At 63.3% G+C, this 18,224-nt stretch carries 16 protein-coding genes; 3 read left to right on the plus strand and 13 right to left on the minus strand.

Annotated elements, in window-relative coordinates; translation table 11 throughout:
- The 11 genes from E6X30_RS09325 to hemE all read right to left on the minus strand — a co-directional run bounded on the left by E6X30_RS09325 (position 1) and on the right by hemE (position 11,778).
- Positions 1–621 carry a hypothetical protein gene (locus E6X30_RS09325; protein WP_016663335.1) on the minus strand — a complete coding sequence of 207 codons (621 nt, stop codon included), beginning with the start codon at positions 619–621 and terminating at the stop codon, positions 1–3.
- A complete protein-coding gene (locus E6X30_RS09330; RefSeq protein ID WP_016663334.1) occupies positions 621–2,747 on the minus strand; it encodes an NlpC/P60 family protein in 2,127 nt (708 codons plus the stop codon). Before E6X30_RS09330 ends, E6X30_RS09325 begins: the two co-directional genes overlap by 1 nt.
- A 129-nt stretch (positions 2,748–2,876) precedes the next feature.
- Entirely contained in the window at positions 2,877–3,398 is a 522-nt protein-coding gene (locus E6X30_RS09335) for a hypothetical protein (RefSeq protein ID WP_016663333.1), read from the minus strand.
- Positions 3,399–3,402: 4 nt separating this feature from the next.
- Positions 3,403–4,689 (minus strand): glutamate-1-semialdehyde 2,1-aminomutase, encoded by a 1,287-nt coding sequence (gene hemL / locus E6X30_RS09340; protein WP_016663332.1) that lies wholly within the window; start codon positions 4,687–4,689, stop codon positions 3,403–3,405.
- Positions 4,690–4,714: 25 nt separating this feature from the next.
- Positions 4,715–5,725, minus strand: a complete 1,011-nt coding sequence (gene hemB, locus E6X30_RS09345) for a porphobilinogen synthase (protein ID WP_016663331.1) — start codon at positions 5,723–5,725, stop codon at positions 4,715–4,717.
- On the minus strand, positions 5,725–6,480 hold the full coding sequence (locus E6X30_RS09350; RefSeq protein WP_016663330.1) for a uroporphyrinogen-III synthase: 756 nt from the start codon (positions 6,478–6,480) through the stop codon (positions 5,725–5,727). Before E6X30_RS09350 ends, hemB begins: the two co-directional genes overlap by 1 nt.
- On the minus strand, positions 6,477–7,421 hold the full coding sequence (hemC, locus tag E6X30_RS09355) for a hydroxymethylbilane synthase (protein WP_016663329.1): 945 nt from the start codon (positions 7,419–7,421) through the stop codon (positions 6,477–6,479). Before hemC ends, E6X30_RS09350 begins: the two co-directional genes overlap by 4 nt.
- Positions 7,418–8,548 (minus strand): ferrochelatase, encoded by a 1,131-nt coding sequence (locus E6X30_RS09360; RefSeq protein WP_016663328.1) that lies wholly within the window; start codon positions 8,546–8,548, stop codon positions 7,418–7,420. Before E6X30_RS09360 ends, hemC begins: the two co-directional genes overlap by 4 nt.
- On the minus strand, positions 8,545–9,240 hold the full coding sequence (gene hemQ, locus E6X30_RS09365) for a hydrogen peroxide-dependent heme synthase (protein WP_016663327.1): 696 nt from the start codon (positions 9,238–9,240) through the stop codon (positions 8,545–8,547). Before hemQ ends, E6X30_RS09360 begins: the two co-directional genes overlap by 4 nt.
- Positions 9,241–9,274: 34 nt before the next feature.
- Positions 9,275–10,711 carry a protoporphyrinogen oxidase gene (gene hemG, locus E6X30_RS09370; protein WP_016663326.1) on the minus strand — a complete coding sequence of 479 codons (1,437 nt, stop codon included), beginning with the start codon at positions 10,709–10,711 and terminating at the stop codon, positions 9,275–9,277.
- Between the two features lie 11 nt (positions 10,712–10,722).
- Entirely contained in the window at positions 10,723–11,778 is a 1,056-nt protein-coding gene (hemE, locus tag E6X30_RS09375) for a uroporphyrinogen decarboxylase (protein WP_016663325.1), read from the minus strand.
- 103 nt (positions 11,779–11,881) lie between these two features.
- Here hemE and E6X30_RS09380 point away from each other — a divergent pair, with 103 nt between their 5' ends.
- Together E6X30_RS09380 and E6X30_RS09385 are read left to right on the plus strand one after the other, a co-directional pair.
- On the plus strand, positions 11,882–13,315 hold the full coding sequence (locus E6X30_RS09380) for a glutamyl-tRNA reductase (RefSeq protein ID WP_016663324.1): 1,434 nt from the start codon (positions 11,882–11,884) through the stop codon (positions 13,313–13,315).
- Complete coding sequence (locus E6X30_RS09385) at positions 13,308–13,628, plus strand: hypothetical protein (RefSeq protein WP_016663323.1); 321 nt, start codon at positions 13,308–13,310, stop codon at positions 13,626–13,628. Before E6X30_RS09380 ends, E6X30_RS09385 begins: the two co-directional genes overlap by 8 nt.
- Here the strand turns inward: E6X30_RS09385 and E6X30_RS09390 are convergent, their stop codons facing one another.
- Positions 13,629–15,728 (minus strand): acyltransferase family protein, encoded by a 2,100-nt coding sequence (locus tag E6X30_RS09390; RefSeq protein ID WP_016663322.1) that lies wholly within the window; start codon positions 15,726–15,728, stop codon positions 13,629–13,631.
- Positions 15,729–15,767: 39 nt separating this feature from the next.
- A complete protein-coding gene (locus tag E6X30_RS09395; protein WP_016663321.1) occupies positions 15,768–17,081 on the minus strand; it encodes a M18 family aminopeptidase in 1,314 nt (437 codons plus the stop codon).
- A gap of 96 nt (positions 17,082–17,177) precedes the next feature.
- Between E6X30_RS09395 and E6X30_RS09400 the strand changes: the two genes are divergently transcribed.
- The gene (locus E6X30_RS09400) at positions 17,178–18,194 is read left to right on the plus strand and encodes a glycosyltransferase family 2 protein (protein ID WP_168161666.1); all 1,017 of its coding nucleotides are present in this window, start codon (positions 17,178–17,180) and stop codon (positions 18,192–18,194) included.
- The last annotated feature ends 30 nt before the right edge of the window (positions 18,195–18,224 follow it).

The following is an 18,224-nucleotide window of genomic DNA, read 5'->3' on the forward strand; positions in this document are numbered from 1 at the left end:
TTAGATCTTGGCCGCGTAGGTGATGACGTGCTGCGTATCGGTGCTTTGGGCAACCACGTAGCTCTCACCGGATTCATCGTGGAGGACGCGGATCAGCACCGAACCCTCATAGCGGTTAACGATCGCCGCCTCGGCGTCGTGTGGATTTGCCGCGGCGCGATCGGCGCTCGTCTCGACATCGGAAATGACCTCGCCGAAGGCCTTCATATATGCCGAGCCATCACCCGTCGGATCTTTGTGCAAGTCGAGCACCCCTTCCGGGAAGGTACCGCGGGCTGCGGAATCTTCCTCATACCTGCGCGCCCCGGCTGTCGCGTAGGTCTCCCACATTTCAGGGGTGTCCTGTGTGCGAGAGCCGGGCAGGCTCGCGGCCTCGGGCGTGAAGAGTGACTCGTCAAACTTTCCGTCTGGGTCAGCTTTTGAGGGCACGTATCCGTCACCCGGCGACGCTTCGGATTCGCTCACGCGCCCCTCTTCGGGGATAGTCGTAGCGCTTTGTGTTGCCGTGGCGCTTTCGGAACGCGAATCCGGTTCGGGTGCGGAGCCGCCCGAGCACGCTGCGCACGCGCTTACGAGCAGGGCGGCCGTTGCACACACGACCCGGCGAGTCACCTGTTGCACTAGAAGGGCCTCAGAACGTACGGGTCAGCGTTGCGACCGGGAAGGTTCCGGGTGTACGAGCGAATGTGAACGCCAGGACCCCAGGAATGCAGCATCTGACCATTGCCCAGATACATCGTCATGTGACGGATGGTGCCGCCGGAGTCTCGGTAGAAGATCCAGTCGCCGCGCTGAATCTGCGAGATTGGCACCTTGCGGAACTTCTTGGAGTTGTAGAAGTAGTGCGTCGAGAGCCAGTTTGCACCGGCATGTTGTTCGGGCGTTACCCCCGTCTCGAGACCGGCGGCATTCATTGCCTGGATAGCGATGCCTGAGCAGTCGTAGCCTAGTTTGTAGCCGCCGGCACCGCCCCAAGTGTAGGGCGAGCCTACCTGCGAACGCGCAAAATTCACCATGGTGTCGATGCGCTCTTGACGGCTTGCAGTGATTCCTACCTTGGGTTTCACAGTGAAGCCATCCGCGTACCAGCTCACGCCAGTGCCTAGCGAATCCCACGTGCGCTTATCCACGACACCGGTTACGGGCAGACCTCGCTTGCGCTGCCAAGACTTGACGGCTCGGATCGTTTTCGCGTTCATCGTTGCACTGTGGCCATTTGAGTAGATCCCGAGGCGTTTTTGGACAGCGGCTACGCGAACGCCGTTCCAGCCCTTGGTGAGGTTGTGCCCGCCGCGAGAGGTCGTGGGATTATTCGTGGGGCCGAAGTAGTAGGGATTCGCGGGCTCCCAGCCCACGACCCCTGTCCCATTCGAACGCGTCCAGTACAGAACTCCGTTCTCGAAGTTTTGGCGGAACTGCCCCTTGTAGGTGTACTCGTTCGAGATGGGAAGACCGAGGAAGCCCCGCTCAAAGCCGCGCTTGGCGTACTGGTTGAGCATGCCCGAATGGACGCCGTAGGCGCCCGTGCGCGGATGCCAGTACATCTGCCCGTTCTCGAAGTACTGGATAACGACTCCATTGTTGAGGGTGATTTCACCGGTGCGAGGCAACCCAAAGGCGCTCTTCGGCCCACCCAGGCTTACGTAGTTTGCGTGGATGGCATGCTTGGTGACCTCGGTGATGCCGTTGCGGGAGTTCCAATAGATCGTGCCGTTTTGGAAGTTCTGCGCGCGGCCGCCGCGTACCGAGTACTCCTCCGACGTGGGGAAGCCAAGTTCACCACGTTCGTAACCGTGCCGGGCCCAAATGCCGAAAATTGCACCCTTGCGGGAAATGGCATGCGCACCTGGGCGCCCCGAGTAGTACACGTGGCCGTTTTGGAAGCGCTGATAATAGCCGCCTCGAGTCTTGGTTTCGTTCCCCGTGGGCAGGCCAAGCCAACTGTTCGCCCCACCCAGTGAGTCGTAGTGGCCACCGATGCCGCCCTTGGTTACCCACACATTCTTCGTGGCGAAGTCGAAGTACAGGGTTCCCCCTGTGAATTTTTGCGTAACGCCGCCGGGCACTCGGATCTCATCGGTCGACGGGTATCCGAGCCATCCGCGGGTATGGCCGCTGCGCTTCCAGAACGTTTCGAAGGCGCCGCCGCGGTTGACGGCGTGTGCTCCACCGTTGCCCGGGGACCAGTAGAGGTCGGCATTCTCGAAGTGCTGGACGTAGCCACCGCCGTTGAGTTTTTGCTCGTTGGACGTGGGGTTACCAATCCAAGAATCCGCGCCTCCGGTCTCGTCCCAATAGCCGCGCATCGCGCCGACGATGGCGAAGCGTGGCGTGCGTTCGGGGGTCGCGCTGAACGTTTGGATGCTCGGCGCGGGCTTCTCTGCGGGCGCATCGGTGGTGGATTCCTCCACGGAGGTGGTTGTGGAGTCGCGTGGTGCGGGTGCCGATTCGCGAGGCGCAGGGGCCGGGGTATCGTCCGTGGATGTAGGGGCCTCGAGCGGCGCGTCGGTGTTGTTTTCGCTGGGAGCCTCCGTGCCGGGAGTTTGATCGGCCGGGGTTTCCTCAACAGGGGTTTCAGAGGAGGCCGGTTCCGAGGGGGTCGGCGTGGGGGCCTCGGTCGTCGAGAGGGTCGGTTCGTCGGCTGGATCGGAGGGAGAAGCCTGCACGGCGAGCGGGGTGAAGGTGACGCCGGCGGCGAGGAGGGCTGCCGAGATGCGTCGGCCGGTAAGAGAGGAGAGGGGGTACACGGGACCTCGCTTAGGGGATAGGAAACGTCTTTATGCTAGGTCACCGCTGCGCGTTTCCGGTATGAAGGGGTCCTTCTGGAGCAAATCGTAGTGAAATCGTAATAAACGAAAGGCGAAGAGGGGTGCGCGCTACTTCTTCGTGCCGTACAGCAGCCAGGTTGGGCGCGTGGTTGCGATCCAGCGCATTCCCGCGACCGCGAGGATTGACACGATGCCGAGCAGGATCGCTGGGGTGTAGTTTCGCGTTGCGGGCTCGGTCTCCGGTTGCAGCGCGAGCGTGAGCGCCACGGCAACCCCGACGGTGGCTACGCCAAGGACGATGCCGACGATCATGAACGTGCGCGCGAATGTGCGCAGCCACGCCTCGCCGTCTGCTGGGTACCCCACTCCCGCGCGGTGTTTCTTTGCGGCGATGCCCGCGATGCATCCCGCAACGAGCGCGCCAATCACCCATGCGACGAAAAGTCCGAGCGAAAGCCACCACGTGATTTGCGAGGCGGCAAGCCCTGCGAGGACGCCCGCGAGGGCGCCAAGCAGACCGAGGCGGGCGAGGAAAGCCGCGCCTTCGGCGTCGGTGTCGAGGTTCGGCGGGAAAGCCGCGAACGCGTCGGCACCGTAGCCTTGGGCGTTCCAGTCCTGCGACTCGCTCATGAGGTCATCCCTTCGGTGAGGCCGCTGCCTTTGCTGCGGCGGGCAATGCGGCGATGATGCGTTCAAGGATATCGGGAGTGTGGGCCCTAGAGACGAAATACGCCTCAAACGCGCTCGGCGGCATGTAGATGCCCTGGGCGAGCATCGCGTGGAAGAACCGAGCGAAGACATCGGTGTCCTGGGACTTTGCGTCCTCATAGCAGCGCACGTCGCGATCGGTGAAGAACACGGAGAAGAGGGTGCCGAAGCGGTTGATCGAGTGCGGCACGCCTTCTGTGCTCAGCGCGTCGTCGAATGCAGAAATGAGGGTTGTTGCCGAATCGTTGAGCTGCGCGTAAAGCGCGTCATCGAGCTGGCTCAACGTCGCGATGCCCGCGGCGGTTGCGAGGGGGTTACCCGAGAGAGTGCCCGCTTGATAGACGGGGCCGAGGGGGGAGAGGCGTTCCATAATGTCAGCCCGGCCGCCGAAGGCGCCTACCGGCATGCCACCGCCGATGACCTTGCCGAAGGTCACGAGATCCGGCACGACGCCATCGATCCCGTGGGCGCCCGTCGCGCTCGCGCGAAAGCCGGTCAGGACCTCGTCGACAATGAGGAGCGCATCGGCCGCGTGCGCCTCATCGAGGAGGAATGCATTGAAGTCGCCCGGGTCGATGACGCCCATGTTGCACGGGGCTCCCTCGGTGATCACCGCGGCGATGTTCTCTCCGTGTTCGGCGAACGCTTCGCGCACCGCCTCGCGGTCGCCGTAGGGAAGCACGAGAGTTTCGGCAGCCGTCGGATCCGTGACCCCCGCAGAACCCGGCAGTGAGAACGTGGCAACGCCCGAACCTGCCTCCGCGAGCAGCGAATCGACGTGGCCGTGGTAGCAGCCCGCGAACTTCACAATGAGATCGCGCCCCGTGAAACCGCGCGCAAGTCGCAGTGCGCTCATGGTTGCCTCGGTTCCCGAGTTCACCATGCGAAGCTTTTCGACCGCGGGGACGCGGTCAATCACGAGTTCGGCAAGGCGAATCTCGCCCTCGTGTGGAGCGCCGAAGCTCAGCGAGTGCGCCGCGGCTCCAGTGACGGCGTTCACGACGGTCGCCTCGGCATGGCCGAGAATCATGGGCCCCCACGAGCCCACGAGGTCCACGTATTCGTTTCCCTCAGCGTCCGTGAGGAGCGCACCGTTGCCACTCACGAGGTACGGGGGAGTGCCGCCCACGCTCCCGAAGGCGCGCACGGGCGAATTCACCCCGCCGGGAATGACGTGCTGCGCGCGGGCGAAGAGTTCGGCGTTCGTGGGCATCAAGACCTCCTATTTTGAGCGGTGATCAGGCGAATTCGCGAAGGTGAGGGGGAAGATCGGCGAGGAGCTTCGCCGCGTACGGCGCGTAATAGGTGAGCACGTGGGCGGCCCCCGCTCGCTTGAACGCGAGGAGAGATTCGAGCACTGCGCGATCTCGGTCAAGCCAGCCGTTCTCGCACGCCGCCTCGATCATCGCGTACTCGCCAGAAACCTGGTAGGTGCCAACGGGAACGGGGCTCGCAGCCGCAACGTCAGCAAGCACGTCGAGATAGGGGAGCCCGGGCTTGACCATGATCATGTCGGCGCCTTCGCCCAGGTCGAGCTCGAGCTCGCGAAGCGCCTCGCGCCCGTTCGCAGGATCCTGCTGGTAAGTCTTGCGATCGCCCGTCAGTGACGAATCGACGGCTTCGCGGAACGGCCCGTAGAACGCGGAGGCGTACTTTGCGGTGTAGGCGTAAATCGCGACGTTCGTGAAGCCTTCCGAATCGAGCGCGTCGCGGATAGCGGCAATCTGGCCATCCATCATGCCCGAGGGGGCAACAACGTGGGCACCCGCGCGCGCCTGAGCGAGGGCCATCTCGCGATAGACCTCGAGCGTCGCGTCATTGTCCACGCCACCATCCTGGTCGAGGACTCCGCAGTGGCCGTGATCCGTGAATTCATCGAGGCACAGATCGGCCATCACCAGCAGCGAATCGCCGAGCTCGTCACGCAGGCGCGAGATAGCGACGTTCAGGATCCCGTTCGGGTCGGTTGCGCCGGATCCGACGGCATCCTTCTTCTCGGGGATGCCAAACAGCATGATGCCGCCAAGACCGAGCTCGGCGGCTTCGCGGGCGGCCGTGACGAGGGAATCGAGCGAGTGCTGCCTCACGCCGGGCATCGCCGCGATGGGGCGAGTCTCGCTCGCACCCTCGCGCACGAATGCCGGAAGAATGAAATCGGCGCTGCGCAGGGTCGTCTCGCGATTAAGGCGGCGCATCGCGTCGCTCGCGCGAAGGCGGCGGGGGCGATGGAAGGGGCGCTTCACGGTCATTACTCGGTGTCCTTTCCCAGTACTTCGGCAACGGCTTCAGCGAGCGCGCGATCGCTTGGATCTTTCGCGACCGCTGCAACCGGGAGATTCACGCTGATCGCCGCTTCCTCGCTCGGCTTGCCGATCACGACGAGTTTCGTACTCTCGTGGATCGCGAGCTGTGAGAGAGCGCGCACGATCATGGGGCTCGTCGCGACGACGGCGCTGAAGCCGCCTGCGGCGAGATTGTCGATGACGTCGCGCGGTTGCGGGATCGTCTTGGGGCGGTAGGCGGTCTCGCGCTGGACGTCGTATCCGGCCATGCGGAGCGCGAGCTCGAGCTGCGGCGCGGCAGCGGAACTCACGGGATAGAAGATGCGCTGAGCGAGTCCGTCCCCACCCTGCTGATTGACGGGGAAGACATCGATGAGAGAGGCGGCGCTTCCTTGTGCGATTGTCTCGACCTCGAGGCCCGCTTCGCGCGCGGCAGCTGCCGTCGCTTCGCCGACCGCGGCGGCCTTGAATTCTTGGACGGCGGGAAGCTCCGACCATTCGGGCAATGCTCGAAGCGCCTTGACAGTCGTGACCGACGTGAGAAGGAGCCAATCGAACTCGCCGTGGGCAAGGTCGCTCAGGGCATCGCGCAGGTCGGCGTCCGTTTCGAACGAGAACTCCGTGAACGGAGAATGCACGGCCTCAAAACCGCGAGCGTTGAGCTCCGCGACGAGGCCAGCGCCGCGCCCCTCGGGGCGCGTCACAAGAACGGGTGCTGTCATGCTAGCCACTCCTCAGCAAGTAGATCTCGGGCGCCAGCGGCGAGCATGTCCTCCGCAAGCGCCCTGCCCGCGGCCTCGGCCGAGGCCGCCGTCACCGGTGTATCCGTGCGGCTTTCGCGAACAAGATGCGTGTTTCGACCGTATACCCCGGCCTTGAGAACGAGTCGATTATCGTCCGTGACCTCGGCGAATGCGGCGACCGGCGCAGAGCACCCCGCCTCGAGCGCGCGCAAGAGAGTGCGCTCGGCGATGGTCGCGAACCGGGTCGGACGGTGATCGAGCGCGTCGAGCGCGCGAGCGAGGTCGCTTTCGCGGTCGAGATCCTCGCGAACCTCAACCGCGAGCGCCCCCTGCGCGGGCGCGGGCAGAAACTGCCACGGATCAAACGATTCGGCGATGCGGTCCTCAAACCCGAGCCTATGCAGGCCCGCCGCGGCGAGAACAACCGCATCGAGCTCTCCCCGCTCGGCATACGCCATACGTGTCTCGATGTTGCCGCGGATCGGAACCACCTCGAGATCGGGCCTCGCGAGCATGAGCTGCGCTGCGCGTCGCGGGCTCCCGGTGCCCACGCGGCCGCCCCGAGGGATCGCGTCGAGGCTCGCAACCCCAGCGCGAGTGAGGAGAGCATCGGCGGGGTTTTCTCGCACGGGAACCGCCGCGAGGCGGATCCCGTCGGCTGGCAGCGTGGGAAGGTCCTTGAGCGAATGGACGACGACGTCGACCTCGCCGGCAAGAAGAGCCTCGCGGACGGCGGAGACGAACACGCCGGTGCCGCCGATGCGCGTGAGCGGGCTCGTGCGGTCGCGATCCCCGTGAGTGGAGACGTTGACGAGCTGGAAACCGTCGGAATCTCCCTCGCCCCCTGCTACCAACTGACGCGCAACCCACGCGGACTGCGTGCGAGCGAGCGCGGAGGCGCGAGTGCCGAGCCGCATCATGCGAACGTGCCTTCCGGGGTGCGCACGAGGCAGCACTCGAGTCCGCAGTCACCGGTGCGCTTCTCGTTCTCGAGCGCTCCGGGAAGGTCGATCACGGCTCGGCGTTCAAAGCCGGGCGTGACAGCTTCCTGAACGAGGTCGGCGAGGGCGCCGATAAAGCGGTCGTCGCTGCCCGAGGTCGCCACTCGCACAAAGGCGAGGCCCTTGTTTTCGGCGGTTTCCTTCGCCTCGGTGTCGAGGTCCCACACGACTTCGACGTGATCGGTCACGAACCCGATCGGCACGACAACGACAGCGGAGCGAGCTTCGAGCTCGTCGATGACGTCGTTGATATCCGGCTCGAGCCACGGCACGTGCGGCGCACCCGAACGCGACTGATAAACGAGCTGATAGTTTTCGGGGGTTTGCTCGGCCCCGAGATCCTCACGCACGCGGGCCATGACGTACTCGATCGCTGCTTCGTGCTGAGCGACGTACCAGCCGCCCGAGCCCTTCTCCCACGAACTCTTCGGGCCCGACACATCCGCCATCGTCGTCGGAATCGAGTGCGTCGAGAAGAGGATCTCGATCGCTTCGGGCTCGTGTCCGTTTGCGCGGTGCGCCTCCAGGGCGCTCTTCACGCCGTCGACGACGGGCTCGAGGAATCCCGGATGGTTGTAGTACACGCGGGCCTTATCGATCGCGAGCGTCCCCATCAGCCCGGTCTCGTCGAGGGCTTTGCGGAAATCCTCGTGGTACTGGTGGCAACTCGAGTAGCTCGAGTACGCGCTCGTCACGAGACCCACGACTTTCGTGTGACCATCGTTGTGCATGTCGCGGACGGTATCGGCGACGTAGGGCTCCCAGTTGCGGTTGCCCCAGTACACGGGAAGGTCGATGCGGCGGCGCTTCAACTCTGCTTCGAGACGCGCGATGAGGGCGCGATTTTGCTCGTTGATCGGGCTCTTCCCGCCGAGCGCGCGGTAGTGGGTCGCGACCTCTTCGAGGCGCTCATCGGGGATGCCGCGCCCGCGCGTAACATTGCGCAGGAACGGGATCACGTCCTCGTGTTTTTCGGGCCCGCCGAACGAGGAGAAGAGCACTGCCGTGTAGGCGCCGCCGTTCTCGGTCACTGCCGCCTCGGTCACAGAAGCACCTCCACGACCTCGTCGAGCTCGGCGATGCGGTGGCCCGTGTGGAAGGGGAGCTCTTCGCGCACGTGCAGGCGTGCCTTCGTGTAGCGCAGGTGGCGCATCATGTCGACGAGCTCCGGGAGGGTGTCGGCCTCAAAGCTCAGGAGCCACTCGTAGTCGCCGAGCGCAAAGGCTGCGGTGGTGTTGCCCCACACGTTCGGGTATTCGCGGCCGTACATGCCGTGCTCTTTCATCATCTCGCGGCGCTCATCTTCCTCAAGGAGGTACCAGTCGTAGCTGCGCACGAACGGGTACACGGTGATCCAGTCCTTGCGCTCCTTATCGGCCTCCATGAATGCGGGCTTGTGGCTGCGCGAGAATTCGTGGCCGCGGTGCACGCCCATCGCCTGCCATTCCTTCTCGAGGTAGGTGCCGGCGATCGAGTTCTCGAACAGGCGCAGGGCTTCCTGGAGTGCCTCGGGGCGCTCGGAGGCGAGCCACACCATGAGGTCGGCCTCCGCCCGGAAACCGGAAACATCGTAGAAGCCGAGCACCTCGACGTCTGCACCGGCGAGTGAGGCGACGGTACGCTCGAGATCCTCGAGCACCTGTTCGGGGCTCACGATGCCCTCATCGTTCAGCCCGCCGATCTTGCGGTAGACGGAATAGGCGGTGAAACGGATTTCTTCTGTGACGTCCTCGCTCATGAGTGAGTCCTTTCTTAGTTTTGTGCGTTGGTTGTTAGCGCGAGGCGAGCTCGCGTGTGAAACGGGTGATGGCCTCAAGTCCGTTGCCGGCGCGCCACGCGCCGGTCAGCTCGAGGTGGGGGAGGGCGGCGCCCGCTCCCGTATCGCGCTCGAGAGCGTTTGCGAGTGTCTCGAGGGCGGCTGTGTGGCCCGGGCCGGATTGGCGCATCGTGCCGGTCCAGTCGGTGAGGGCCCAGTCAGCAACGGTGAGGTCCGACGCCTGCAGGCCAAAAATCGCGGCCGCATCGTGAATGGCGAGCTCGGGGAACCGTTCGGCCCCTGGCAGGGTGCCGTCGGGGCCCGGGCTGTAGGAGAGCCGCACGACGTTTCGCCCTGGTTTCGAGGCCTCCGAGGCCCGGTGGATGTGCTCCCACTTGGCGCTCGCGTGAGTCAGGGCCTTAGCGCGGATCGAGGTGGCGGCGGGAGCGACGAGGACGCCGTTGCCGCGCGGCTTCGCATTCAATTCTGGGTTATCGAGCACGAGCGTGGCGAGGCGAACCGGGGTTGCAGACGCGAGAGGGATGAGGCTCGCAATGGTGGGTGCGGGTGCACTCAACAGGTGTCGCGCGATTTCGGGTCCCGTGGCGATTACGAGGCTGCGTGCCTTGAACTCGCGCGTGAAAGCTGCCGCTCGGGTCCCGGCAGTCACGGTCCAGGTGCCGTCGGTGCTCGACGCACGCAGTCCAAGCGCGGGGGTCTGGGTGAAGATCTGGCCCCCGTGCTCTTCGATGTCGCGCGCGAGTGCTTTCGGCAGCTCCGCCATCGACGGCGCGAGCGAATGCACCGCAGAACCGGAGCTTGAGCGCACCCCTCGCTTCTCGAGGATCTCCTCGATCGCTTTGCGCGCGCTCCCGAGCGCCTGCACCCTTTCGGGAAGTTTCGGCATGACGGCGCGCAGCTCGAGTTTCTCCGGGTCCGCGGAGTGCACGCCACGAATGATGGGAGCGACGAGGCGCTCGAGGACTTTTCTGCCGTAGCGCGCGGTGACGAATTCTGCGACTGTCACGGACTCTTCCGAGGCGCGAGAGGCGGGAACGAAACGCTCACACCACGCGCGCAGCGCTCCCCAGAACCCGAGGGCCTCACGCACATCCGCGGCGAGTGGGCGGGCGGGCATCCCTAGAACGGCATTGCGCGGGGAGGCGTACGCGTGCGTGTCTCCAACGATGAAGCTCGACCCCGTCGCCGGGGACACGACCTGCTTTTCGAGCCCGAGGTCTTTCACGAGCGAAAGCATGTTCCCGCCGCCGACAGCGAAGGCCTCCGCCCCCGTGTTCGCCTCGATTCCCTCGAGTGTGTGCGACCACACGGCTCCACCAACGTGGTCGCTGGCCTCGAGAAGAACAACAGTGTCGCCGCGCATCGCGCGTTCACGCGCGTAGATAAGCCCAGAAACTCCACCACCGACGACAACGGTGTCAAGCGTGCGCATTGCAGGTACTCCTACTGCTCGTGGATGAAGGCCACGAGATCGGTGAGGACATGCGGGTCCGTTTGAGGGGGTACCCCGTGGCCGAGGTTGACGACGTGCCCGGCAGCGGCGCGGCCCTCGCGCACGATGCGCTCGGCCTCGGTGAAGCGGGCTTTTTCCGAGGAGAACAGGAGGGCCGGGTCGAGGTTTCCCTGCAGGCCCGTGCCCGCCGGGAGGGTTTCAACGGCGGTGGGAATGGGGGTGCGGTGGTCGAGTCCGACGGTTGTCGCACCTGCCTCGAGGATGGCGGTGAGCATGTGCCCCGTGCCAACGCCAAAGTGGGTCCGGGGAACATCGAGGTCCTGGACGTAGGTGAAGGTACGCGTGGAAAAAGGCAGGACGTGGGTGCGGTAGGTGGCTTCGGAGAGAGACCCCGCCCACGAGTCGAAAAGCTGGACAGCGCTCGCACCAGCTTCGATCTGGGCGCGTAGAAACTCGCCCGAGATATCAGCGACCCACTGGGCGAGGCGGCCCCACAATTCGGGCTCGGCGCTCATCAGTGCGCGGGTGCGCAGGTGGTCGCGGCTCGGGCGCCCCTCAACCATGTAGCTCGCGACCGTAAATGGGGCACCGCAGAAACCGATCAGAGGGGTGGAACCGAGTTCCGCGACGGTAAGGCGCACGGCCTCACGAATCGGCTCGAGAGCGGTGCGGTAGACGTCGTCGACCGAGGGGAGCTTGTCAATATCCGCTTTTGAACGCACGGGGTGGGCGAGCACGGGCCCAACACCGGGTTCGATGCTCACGTCGATGCCCGCAAGCTTGAGCGGAACCATGATGTCGGAAAAGAAAATCCCGGCATCGACACCGTGCCTGCGCACCGGTTGAAGTGTGATTTCCGCGGCAAGCTCGGGCATGAGGCAGCTCTCGAGCATGCCGATGCCTTCGCGAACCTTGCGGTATTCGGGTAGGGAGCGCCCCGCCTGGCGCATGAACCACACACTTGGCGGCGCATCAGCAACGGCTGCCCCTCGCCCGGCTAGGCGTTGCACAAGAGCGCTCTCGCGCGGCGAAATCGAAGCTGTCATGGCATCACGTGAACGGTGAGAGAGAAGCAAAGTAGCGTGGTCATCGCCTCTATTGTGCCCGATGTCGATGAGAAAGACGTCCCAGCTGACTTAGGCTAGGTGCATGCTGATTGCCCTGAGAGCGACCCACGACAATCTCGGGCTCGATGGACTCGAGCGCGTCACCCGCGGATCGGTGCAGCTCGATGAACAGCTTGCCGCCCTTAACGAGGGCCACCCCGAACAGCCCCTCACCGGCTGGGTGTGCCTCGCGACGTGCAACAGGCTTGAAATCTACGCGGATGTTGACCTCTTCCACGACGCCATCGATCTCGTCACCCGCGCCGTTCACCACACGAGCGGCCTGCCGCGCGAGGAGGTCGCTCGCATGCTCGTTGTCGATGCCGGCATCATCTCGGCTCGGCACATGTACGAGGTTGCCGCAGGCATGAACTCCCAGGTGCTCGGTGAGGCCGAGATCACCGGCCAAGTACGGGCGAGCTTCACGAACGCCCTCGCTGCCGGGCACACCACCACGCTCCTCAACGACCTGTTTCAGGGGGCGCTGCGCACCGCAAAGCAAGTCACCTCGAAAACCAAGGTTGGAGCCGCCGGGCGAAGCTCCGTCGCGGTCGCCCTCGACTCCGCGCACCTCTTTCGGACCGAGCTCGAGGGGCGCGACGCTCTCCTGATCGGCACCGGTGCCATGGCCCGCGTGGCAAGCGCCGAGCTCCACCTCAGGGGAGTCGGCAGCCTTCACGTGTTTTCCCCCAGCGGCCGCGCCGAACAGTTTGCCGATTCGCACGGTGCCCTGCCGGTAGCGCCCGAGAATCTCGAAGCGACACTCGCAAAGGCCACCGTCGTCATTGCCGCCTCCGGCGGCGGCACGCATTCGATCGACGCTCCCATGCTCGCCCGCGCCCTTGAACAGCGGGCGACGAGCGAAGACCTCGTAATGCTGGACCTCGCGCTTCACAGCGACATCGAGCCCGCAGCGGCAACACTCCCGGGCGTGCGCGTCATCCCGCTCGAATCGATCAGAGCCGGCGAAAGCGGCCACGGCGAGATCACGCGCGCACGCGAACTGATCGACACCGGCGTCGTACGATTCGAAGAACGCCAGCAGATCCGCGCCGTCGACCCCGCCGTGAGCGCCCTGCGCCGAAGCGTCAAGGAGATGATCGTTCTCGAAGTGGACGAGGTGCGCCGAACCTCCGGCGAAGCCGCAGCCGAACAGGTGCAACGCTCGCTGGGGCGCGTCTACAACAAGTTCCTTCATTCCCCGATGGTGCGCGCGCAAGAGCTCGCCAAGACCGGCCAGGCTCATCAGTTCCTCGAAGCCGTCCACACAATTTTCGGGGTGGACGTCTCGGGAACACTAAGCGTCGATGGGACCGGGGCGCCGTCGGAACCGACCGCGCCCACAACAGACGGCCTCGAACGTCCGCCGATGACCGTTGCCACGATGGAGAACATGCGCCGCGAACTGGACGCGACGCAAGCCGCCGAGGCGCGGCAGGCCGCTCAGTCCACGACGCAGGGAGACCAGTATGTTTGACGACCGCGTTGAGATGAGCGAGGGTGCGAGCGAGCGCCTGCGCGCACTCCTGAGCGAGACGGCCGCCGCTTCAAGCGCGAGCGCCTTCGCGTCGCTTCCCGCGCTCCTCGTCCATGGGGACGACACCCCCGAGGTGATCCATGCGCGCATCGACCTGGCGCTCCTGTGTGCCGCCGAGGGGCTGCTCGATAGCGCCCTCTACCAGATCGACGAGCTCACCAAGGACGCCCGCCGCGTGCGGGACCTCTCCGGTGATGAGTCGATAGTCGAGCGCGCGGATGCGGCGCGCGACGCGATCGAAAACGCGGCGTAGCTACCAGGCGAACCCTTCGTTCGACAGCTGGTCATCCACGATGCCGGCCATTGTCGCTGCGTAGGTGGCGGTCACGTGGCGCTCGTCAAGGAACACGTATGTGTTCCCGATGATCGGTTTGCACTGTGCGTCGGGGCAGATGCTCTGGTTCAGGTCGAGAGCGAAAAACCCACCGTTTGCGATAGCTTCTCCGTCAGGCCGGTCCGAGATTATCGAGGGATCGATCTCCTCAACGCAGTTTTCGCTCGGGGCTTCCGCGTGCTCGATTGCGCACGACGAGAGATTGGTCTTGAGTCGCGGAATGTCTCGCGTGGCGATAACCGCGATCCCCGCGTCCCGCAATTTCGCCGCGATGTCGAGAGCGCCCTGATTGACGACTTCATCGCCGTTTTCATCAACGTAAGTCGTTTGAAGGGCAACCGCCGAAGGGTGAAGTGAGAGCAGGTAAGCCGTTGCCTGCGTCGTGAACGGCTCACACCGGTCGTGGTTATTCATTCCAACTGCGCAGCCAGGCGCGGTAAGTTCCATGACGTCCCAGCCGTGTTTGTGTGCAGTGGGGAGAATTGCGGCGGAAGTTTGCTCCATGCGCGAATTTCCCATGACTACGAGCATGTTGTTGCCCGTGATTCGACCTTGACGCGAAGTGTTGCACGAGGCGCCCTTCCATTCTTTGGTATCGGGTGCCCCCTCTTTTTGACAGGGCGGTCCCGCATCAAACCAGTCATTGGGAAGGTCCGCTTCGGTTGGCAAAATCGTGACATTAGGGTCGTTTGTAGGGTCGTAGAGATTTTCGTCGTTGAGTACCTCTGCACCGGGGTTGTTGATCTCGGCGGCAAGTTCAAGCTTCTTTGCCTTTGCGTCGAGAACACTTTGCGCGATGACTACGGGGGTCAGACCAATAGCTACAGTCACCAGCGCGACCGCGACCGACCTGTGGGTCTTGGCGCCAGCCCACTTCCACCGTCGGAATGGGGTGTCCACGAATTTCGTGATGAGCCACGCGAGCGCGAGGCTCGCGATCACGAGGACTACACCTAGCCAGAACGGCGCCTTGGGAATCTCGAGAACTTGTAGCGTCAGCACGAGCAGCGGCCAGTGGGCGAGGTAGAGCCCGTACGAAATGCCCCCAAGCTTCTGGAGGGGCTTTGAGCTGAGGATGGGGTTGTAGCCCATCACCATGATGAATGCTGCTGCCGAGAGTGGCCAGATCGCAAGCCACCCGGGAAATTTCCCGGCGACGTCCACGAGCATTCCCATCGAGACGAGCGCGAGAACGCCCAGCATTGACAAGGCGAACCGCCACGGCCGCCCTTTCGGGCTGTTGGGGTGGAGCGTGTCGGTGCGTTCGGCGATCAGGGGGAGAGCGATTGCCACGAGCCCGCCGAGGCCGAATTCCCAGAAGCGGGCGAACGTGTCAAAGTAGGCGGTTTGCTGGTCCGCGGAAGTTTCAATCACCGACCAAATGAAACTTGCGAGAGTAATGGCGCCGATCGCGATGCCACTTGTGCCCCACACGCGGATGTTGTGCTGGTGCTGGCTCTTTGGCGGGAAACGCCTCTCCCATGCCTTGAGGACAAGTGCCAAAAGAGCGAACAGCAGCGGCCAGGCAAGGAACACCTGCCCCTGGATGGAGAGCGACCAGAAGTGTTGGAACGGGCTAGCGGCAGTGCGGTCGGCAGCGTAATAATCGGTTGCCTGATTGATCAGCCACCAGTTCTCACCCTGAATGAGAGTGAAGAACGCATCCTTGAGCATCGGTACGTACGAACTTGGCGGCAAGAAGATGTAGGTTGCTGCCAAGATTGCGAAGGTCACGACGACCGTTGGTGGAAGTAGCCGCTTAAACGTCCTGCCCCAATACCCAACGGCAGCGATGGGCTTTCCGGTCTCCATACGGCGCACGAATGTTCCGGTGAGGAAGTAAGCGGAGATGAAGAGGAAAACGTCAACTCCGCCGGAAACGCGCCCCACGAAAACGTGGTAGATCACAACGAGGAAGACCGCGAGCCCTCTGAGCCCGTGGACGTCAGTTCGAAAGACTCGCTGTTCCTTCGGGAGGTCAGCTCGATGCGTGGGAGATGACGTTGCGGTATTAGACATGAACACGTTTCGGTAGGGAGTGGGGCTGCCCGCTTGAGATCACGGGGTGAAGAGGACCTCGGGGGAGAGGACCGCCTTTGCGGCCAGGTACAGATCATACGGGTCTGAGACCGCTGTGAGTTCGCGGCACGAGTGCATTGAGAGGATCGGAACACCGACATCGACCGTCGTCATGCCGAGACGTGTCGCGGTGATGGGGCCGATCGTCGAGCCGCACGGCATGGAATTGTTGGATACAAATTCCTGGTATTGGATGCCGGCATGGGCGCATGCACGAGCCCAAAATGCGGCGCCGTGAGCGTCGGTAGCATAGCGCTGGTCGGCGTTGATTTTCAGGATGGGGCCCCGTCCAGCAACGGGCTGGTTGGCCGGGTCGTGACGTTCGGGGTAATTCGGGTGGATCGAATGTCCGACATCTGACGAGACCACGATCGAGCGGTTGAATGCGCGCCTGCGTTCTTCATCATTTGCGCCGAGTGCGGCGTAAAGCCGGGCGAGAACGTCCTCGAGGAACGGGCCGGCAGCTCCGGATCGACTCGCTGAGCCGACCTCCTCGTGATCGTTGGCAACGAAAAGCGCAATCGGCGCGTCGTCGCGGCTTTTATGCTCAGCCATTGCGCGCATGCCGGCGAAGGTCGAAAGGAGATTGTCGAGCCGTGCGCTCGCGAGGAACTCCTTGCGTGCGCCGATGAGTTGCGGCTCCTGGGCATCGACAGTCACGATGTCGTATCCAGCGATGTCCTGTGGGTTTACGCCTGCAGTGGCGGCGAGATCGGCCAGCACGTCGTGCTCAGCGCCCTCCGCAAGCCCCGTGATGGGTTGAAGGTGTTTTTGAGGGTCGAGCTTGAGCCCTTCGCGATTCACCGCCCGATCTAGATGGACGGCAAGTTGCGGAACTCGAAGGTATGGTCCCGTGTGGACGAGGGCTTCTTCACCGTTCGTGAGAACGACGCGGCCGGCCAGTTTGAGGTCGCGATCAAGGAATGAATTGAACAGCGCCCCGCCGTATACCTCGACACCAACTTGAGTGAAACCGTGCGCGGCGATCGAGCTTTTGGGTTTGAGTTTGAGCGCCGGGGAATCGGTGTGGGCGCCAAAAATCCGCAGAGGCGTCGTTTCGGTTGCGCCCGAGGGAATATCGAAAGCGATCACCGAACCGTCGCGACGCACGAGGTATCGGCTACCACGAGCGATGCCGGCCCAATCCTCGCCTTCACTAAGTTCGGTGAACCCCGCGTCAACCAGGGATTCGCTTACGGTTGCCACAGCGTGAAACGAGCTCGGAGACTGGGTCACGAACTGTCCGAGCTCGGTGGCAAAAACAGTTGCGGCTTCAATGTTGTGGGCGGTCAAGGTTGAACTCCTTGGAGGTGGTAGGCGTGCCGGCACGGCCGAGGGTGCACAAGGCACATCGCGTCACGCATGCGGCTCTCCGGTAGACTCGCCGTCGTGCAAAAGAGTCAGCAGAATCCAGCCCCGCGCACCTCTATTATCATGCCAGTTTACGGCACCGAGGCTACGGTGGTGCGTGCGATTGAGTCTGTGCAAGCCCAGACGGATAGCGACTGGGAACTGATCATTGTGAACGACTGCAGTCCGGATAACGCCCGAAGCGTCATCCTTGACTACCTTGGTACGTGCGGTGATGAACGAATCAGGTTTATCGAGAACGAGAAGAACTTGACTCTTCCTGGCGCGCGCAATGTTGGAATTCGTGAGTCTCGTGGAGAATGGCTAGCGTTCCTAGACTCCGATGATGCGTACCGCCCGACCTTCCTTGAGCGCATGCATGAGGCTGCTTCGTCTGACGTTGATATCGTCACTTGCGCGCACACCGTTGTCGGCCTTGATGGGCAGCCAAAGCGAGATCGACTTAAAGGCGACCCGGGAATTTACGCTGGAAAGCAAGCGCAGGATCTGTTGCTCATCGATCGGTTCTCGCAGTATGCGTGGGACAAAATTTTCCGTAGATCTGCGGTTGTTGAGGCAGAGTTTCCGATCATTAACCGTCTCGAGGATGCCGGCTACACTGCGAAGGTTCTCGGATTGGCGCGAAACGTCCGTGTAATCGATGACGCGCTTCATCTCTACACTGTGAACGAGAATTCGATTACCTGGAGTTCGGTGCCGCCAATGGGTGAGTCAGCCAAGTTTCTTGACTATCTGCGGGATGTCCTCAAGAACCAGCGGGGCTCTGGCGACGTTGAGCCTGGTTATTCGACGTGCTGGGTCAATACCTACCTCAATGCAGGACACGCAGCGCTGCGCCTCCTTGAAGGTAGCGAGCAGCAGAGGTACATGAAGGAGCTCAGACAGAGGTTGAACTTCGCAGCGATCGCGAGAACCACAAGAAAACGCCCAACGTTTGCGGTAGCTGCGATGCTCATGAAGGTGAGTCCTCGACTGTATGGTTCGTTATATTCCACTTATGCGCGAAAACAGTATGGTGTTTCTCAAGAATCATGACTCGCAAGAAGGAATGAACTTTCTTTGGTT

Source organism: Dermabacter sp. (assembly GCF_032550575.1).
Classification (GTDB): Bacteria; Actinomycetota; Actinomycetes; order Actinomycetales; family Dermabacteraceae; genus Dermabacter; species Dermabacter hominis.